This is a genomic window from Streptomyces zinciresistens K42, from assembly GCF_000225525.1.
Classification (GTDB): Bacteria; Actinomycetota; Actinomycetes; order Streptomycetales; family Streptomycetaceae; genus Streptomyces; species Streptomyces zinciresistens.
This window is the reverse complement of record NZ_AGBF01000303.1, coordinates 1-5,386: the sequence shown is the minus strand read 5'-3', so window position 1 is coordinate 5,386 and position 5,386 is coordinate 1. Positions and strand designations below refer to the sequence as shown.

The following is a 5,386-nucleotide window of genomic DNA, read 5'->3' as shown; positions in this document are numbered from 1 at the left end:
CCCCGCCAGCGCCCCACCGTCCAGGCCCGCCAGCTCCGGCGCCGCCACCGCGTCCAGGCCGAGCGCCCGCGCCGTCTCCCGGCAGCGCGCGGTCGGGGAGGCGAAGGCCCGGCCGGCCGCCGGGAGCCCGCCCGCCGCGTCCCGTGCCCGGCGCAGACCGGCGGCGTCGAGGGGGCAGGCGTCGTCGAAACGGGCCTCCCGCAGAGCCGCCGTGATCGCGGGTGAGATCAACATCACGCGGCTCGTCATCCGGCCCGCACCCCGCTGCGCATCGCTCAACGTCCCCTTCACAGCAGGCGATTCGACGGCTCACGGCGCACGGCTCGGGCGGTGGCGCCGGTCGCGGAGCCGTGCGCCCTTGGCCGTGTCCCTGACACGCGGTACCTTCTCGTCGATACCGACGACGGTTCGTGGAAGCCGGTGGGATTCCGGCACGGTCGCGCCACTGTATGCCGGGCGCGCACCTTCGGGTGCGGCCGGGTGAGTCAGACCCGCCCCGTCGTCCTGTGCACCACCGAGACGGGACGCGAGTTCCCCAGGAGGGTCCTGCCATGGCGCAGTCCATCGCCCAGCCGACGAGCACCACCGCCGTACCGGCCACACTCCCGATCGGCGTGATCGCGCCGTGGGCCTTCTTCTTCGGCCTCCTGATGCTGGTCCTGCTGTACTTCGTGGGCGCCGAACAGGGCGCCACCGCGATCTTCTCCGGCACCGGCGTGCACGAATGGGTGCACGACGGCCGCCACCTGCTCGGCTTCCCCTGCCACTGACCGCCAGGGAGCCGAAGCACTCATGAACTCCGCAACTGTGAGACACCTCCTGGTCCGCGGCATGCTCGCGGGACTCGCCGCGGGCGTGGCCGCCCTCCTGGTGGCCTACTTCCTCGGCGAACCGAGCGTGAGAGGCGCCATCGACTTCGAGAAGGCGAAGGCGGCGCACCACGGGGGCGGCGACGACCCCCTCGTCAGCCGCGCTCTGCAGTCCACCGCCGGACTGTCGACCGGCATCCTCGTCTACGGGGTCGCCTTCGGCGGCATCGCCGCCCTCGCCTACTGTTTCGCGCTCGGCAGGATCGGCCGTTTCGGGCCGCGCGCGAGCGCACTGCTCCTGGCCGCGGCCGTCCTGGTCGCCGTCTACCTCGTCCCGTTCCTCAAGTACCCGGCCAACCCGCCCGCCGTCGGCAACCCCGACACCCTGCAGGAGCGCACCGCGCTGTACTTCCTGATGATCGTGCTCAGTGTGCTGATCGCGGTCGCCACGGTCATCCTGGGCAAGCGCCTCGCGCCCCGCCTGGGCACCTGGAACGCCACCGTCGCGGCGGGGGCGTTCTTCGTCCTGGCCGTCGGCCTGGCGTTCGTCTTCCTGCCCGCCCAGGACAACACCCCGGCCGGCTTCCCCGCCACCCTGCTGTGGGACTTCCGGCTGGCCACCCTGGCCGTCCAGTCGACCCTGTGGACCGTGTTCGGACTGGTCTTCGGGGTGCTGGCCGAACGCGCCCTCGCGCCCGCCCCGGCCGAGCGGCCCGAGACGTCCGCGAGCCCGGCTCCCGTCGCCGGCTGAGGCGCCCGCGACGGCGCACGGCCGCACAGCGCAAGCACACGGCCACACAGCCGAAGCACACTGCCACACGCCGAAGCACACGGCCGCACAGCGGAAGGCCGCCGGTCCGCCGGCGGCCTTTCCGGTCCGCCGCCGCTCTCCCGGTGTCCTCGCCATTCCCAATTTCTGGAACACGTTCTACGGTGTGCGCCGTCAGGACCGGCCTTGGGAGCCTGGAGGCGCCGTGCACCTCGAATACACGCCCGAGCAGCAGCGGCTGCGCAGCGAACTGCGCGCCTACTTCGCCGAGTTGGCACCCGACCAGGCCCATGCCCGCTTCACCGGCCCCGCCGCGCAGAAGCGCCACTACCGCACCACGGTCCGACGGCTCGGCGCGGACGGCTGGCTGGGCGTGGGCTGGCCGAAGGAGTACGGCGGCCGCGGCCTCACCGCCGTCGAGCAGTTCGTCTTCTTCGACGAAGCCGCCCAGGCCGGCGTCCCGCTGCCCCTGATGGCCCTCAACACCGTCGGCCCGACGATCATGCAGTACGGCACCGACGAGCAGAAGGCGTACTTCCTGCCGAGGATCCTCTCCGGCGAGATCGACTTCGCGATCGGCTACAGCGAGCCCGAGGCGGGCACCGACCTCGCCGCGCTCAGGACCCGCGCCGTCCGCGACGGCGACGCCTACGTCGTCGACGGCCAGAAGATCTGGACCACCAACGGCGACACCGCCGACTGGGTCTGGCTGGCCGTGCGCACCGACCCGGCCGCCCCGCCGCACAAGGGCATCACCATGCTCCTCGTGCCGACCTCCGACCCCGGCTACTCCTGCACCCCGATCAACACCCTCGCCTCCCACGACACCACCGCCAGCCACTACGAGAACGTCCGCGTCCCCCTCTCCCGCCGGGTCGGGGAGGAGAACCAGGGCTGGCGGCTGATCACCAACCAGCTCAACCACGAACGCGTCACCCTCGCGGCCCACGGCACCATGGCCGTGCGCGCCCTGCACGACGTCCAGCGCTGGGCGGCGCAGACCAAGCTCACCGACGGCCGCCGCGTCATCGACCTGCCCTGGGTGCGCCGCCTCCTCGCCCGCACCCACACCAGACTGGACGCGCTCAGACTCCTCAACTGGAAGATGGTCGGCGCCGTCCAGGACGGCACGCTCACCCCGCAGGACGCCTCCGCCGTCAAGGTCTACGGCTCCGAGGCACGCCGCGACGCCTACGCCTGGCTGATGGAGGTCGCCGCCGCCCCCGGCGCGCTGAAGGAGGGCTCCGCCGGCGCGGTCCTGCACGGCGAACTCGAACGCGGCTACCGCTCGGCCGTCATCTTCACCTTCGGCGGCGGCAACAACGAGATCCAGCGGGAGATCATCTCCTGGATCGGCCTGGGGATGCCGCGCGTACGGCGTTAGCCCGCGCGAGGACGACCACGTGAGGCAGCGGCGGAGCCGACCGCTGCCTCGCCGAACACCGCGCCGTGGCACGCCCGGTGGAGCCCGCCCCCGGCGCGCGAGGCGCCGTGGCGGCACGCCGTCCACCCGGCGCACGCCGATCTGCCGTCGTACGCCGACGAGTTGTACGGCCGCAGCGGCCCCCACCGGTCGCCGTCACTCGCCGGACGCGCGCAACGGGCGTCCCCCCGCGGCGTGTTCCCGCACGTGCGCACCGGCGACTCCCGCCCTGACACGTCCCGCACGCGAGGGACCGGCCCGTGTCCGGCACCGTAAGAACGCGGACGACGGTCCGCCGTACCGGAGGAGCCGGGGCGGTCGCGGCGGACCACGACGGGGGCGGTCGCGGCAGACGGGGGAGAGCGGGCTGATCCGGCACCGGCACCGGCACCGGCACCGGCTGCCGGAGCTGACCTGAGCTGACCGGACGCGGCGCGACGCCGTCCGGGAGGGGCGAGCGCGGCCCGCCGCCCCTGGCCGCACCGGATCATCACGTGTTACCAAGAGGCATGCCTGCCGACGAGGGACACCCCGGACACCGCACCTACGACGCCGTGATCGTCGGCGGCGGCCACAACGGCCTGGTCGCCGCCGCCTACCTGGCGCGGGCCGGCCGGTCCGTGCTGGTGCTGGAGCGGCTGGCCCGCACGGGCGGCGCCGCCGTCTCCACCCGCCCCTTCGCCGGGGTGGACGCCCGGCTGTCCCGCTACTCGTACCTGGTCAGCCTGCTGCCCGACAAGATCGTCCGCGATCTCGGCCTCGCCTTCCGGGTCCGCACCCGCGACGTCTCCTCGTACACCCCCGTCGAGCGCGCCGGCCGGGCGACCGGCCTGCTGGTCGGCGGCGGCGAGCACCGCACCCGGCGCGCCTTCGCCGAACTGACCGGCGGCGCACGCGAGTACGCGGCCTGGCAGCGCTTCTACGGCATGACGGGCGAGGTCGCCCGGCGGGTGTTCCCGACCCTGACCGAACCGCTGCCGACCCGCGCCGAACTGCGCCGCCGGGTCGACGACGAGGAGGCGTGGCGGGTCCTGTTCGAGGAGCCGATCGGCGTCGCGATCGAGGAGCGCTTCGCCGACGACCTGGTACGGGGCGTGGTCCTCACGGACGCCCTGATCGGCACCTTCGCCGACGCCCACGACCCCTCGCTGCGGCAGAACCGCTGCTTCCTCTACCACGTCATCGGCGGCGGCACCGGCGCCTGGGACGTCCCCGTCGGCGGCATGGGCGCGCTCACCGACGCCCTCGCCCGTGCCGCCCGCGAGGCCGGCGCGGTGCTCGTCACCGGCCACGAGGCCGTGCGGATCGACACGGACGGCCGCAGCGCCGAGGTCAGCTACCGCACCGCGGACGGCGAGGGCGTCGCCGCCGCCCGGCACGTGCTGGTCAACGCCTCGCCGCAGGAGCTGGCCGCCCTCACCGGCGACGCGGCCCCCGCCCCGGCCGAGGGCGCCCAGCTCAAGGTGAACATGCTGCTCACGCGCCTCCCCCGGTTGCGCGACAGCGCCGTCGACCCCCGCGAGGCGTTCGCCGGCACCTTCCACATCGCCGAGGGCTACGCGCAGCTCGCCGCGGCCCACGCCCAGGCCGCCGCCGGTCACCTCCCCGCCGCGCCGCCGTCCGAGATCTACTGCCACTCCCTGACCGACCCGACGATCCTCGGCCCCGCCCTCGCCGAGAGCGGCCACCAGACGCTCACCCTGTTCGGTCTGCACACCCCGGCCCGGCTCTTCGCGCACGACAACGACGCCGTGCGCGAGGAACTGCTGCAGTCCACCCTGGCCCAGCTGGACGCCCATCTCGCCGAGCCTCTCGCCGACTGCCTGGCCACCGACGCGGACGGCCGCCCCTGCATCGAGGCGAAGACGCCCCTGGACCTCGAACGCGACCTGCGGCTGCCCGGCGGCAACATCTTCCACCGCGACCTGTCCTGGCCCCACACCCACGACGACACCGGCCGCTGGGGCGTGGAGACCCCCCACCCGAACGTCCTGCTGTGCGGGGCGGGCGCGGTGCGCGGCGGAGGGGTGAGCGGGGTGCCGGGGCACAACGCGGCCATGGCCGTGCTGGAGCGCGGCGACGGCTGACCGGGAGTGACGGGGCCGCTCAGTCCCGGGCGGCGGTCCAGCCGCCACAGGTCGCAGCCGAGCCGCGCGTCGCCGGACGCGGTGTCCGGCGCGGGCAGCGCCAGGGTCGCGGAGGTGGCGGACGCCGTGCCGGAGAACCACGCGGTACGGCCGCGGCGCGGAGGGCCGGCACCGCGCCCGCGTACCAGGGGTACGTGGGGGAGGAGCCGAGGAACGCCTCAGCTCCGGCGGCCAGTTGCGCAGAGGCCCGGCAGGCCGGCCCGCTCGGGGGAGCCGCGGCGCAGGGTGGCGCGGCTCC

At 74.5% G+C, this 5,386-nt stretch carries 4 protein-coding genes and 1 pseudogene; 4 read left to right on the top strand and 1 reads right to left on the bottom strand.

The genetic code is table 11. The annotated features are described in order from the left end of the window. A pseudogene (locus SZN_RS41740) lies at positions 1–234 on the bottom strand (histidine phosphatase family protein); the annotation flags it as partial. Between the two features lie 317 nt (positions 235–551). Between SZN_RS41740 and SZN_RS35055 the strand changes: the two are divergent. The 4 genes from SZN_RS35055 to SZN_RS35040 all read left to right on the top strand — a co-directional run bounded on the left by SZN_RS35055 (position 552) and on the right by SZN_RS35040 (position 5,088). Next, positions 552–770 carry a CbtB domain-containing protein gene (locus SZN_RS35055; RefSeq protein WP_007504749.1) on the top strand — a complete coding sequence of 73 codons (219 nt, stop codon included), beginning with the start codon at positions 552–554 and terminating at the stop codon, positions 768–770. A 22-nt stretch (positions 771–792) separates the two neighbouring features. Further along, the gene (locus SZN_RS35050) at positions 793–1,560 is read left to right on the top strand and encodes a CbtA family protein (RefSeq protein WP_043734789.1); all 768 of its coding nucleotides are present in this window, start codon (positions 793–795) and stop codon (positions 1,558–1,560) included. 223 nt (positions 1,561–1,783) lie between these two features. Next, positions 1,784–2,962, top strand: a complete 1,179-nt coding sequence (locus SZN_RS35045) for an acyl-CoA dehydrogenase family protein (protein WP_007504745.1) — start codon at positions 1,784–1,786, stop codon at positions 2,960–2,962. Between the two features lie 548 nt (positions 2,963–3,510). Continuing rightward, entirely contained in the window at positions 3,511–5,088 is a 1,578-nt protein-coding gene (locus SZN_RS35040) for a phytoene desaturase family protein (RefSeq protein WP_007504743.1), read from the top strand. Positions 5,089–5,386: the final 298 nt, after the last annotated feature.

Coding starts and splice junctions, on each gene's coding strand:
- SZN_RS35055 (WP_007504749.1), top strand. CDS start 552: ATGGCGCAGTCCATCGCCCAGCCGACGAGCACCACCGCCGTACCGGCC.
- SZN_RS35050 (WP_043734789.1), top strand. CDS start 793: ATGAACTCCGCAACTGTGAGACACCTCCTGGTCCGCGGCATGCTCGCG.
- SZN_RS35040 (WP_007504743.1), top strand. CDS start 3,511: ATGCCTGCCGACGAGGGACACCCCGGACACCGCACCTACGACGCCGTG.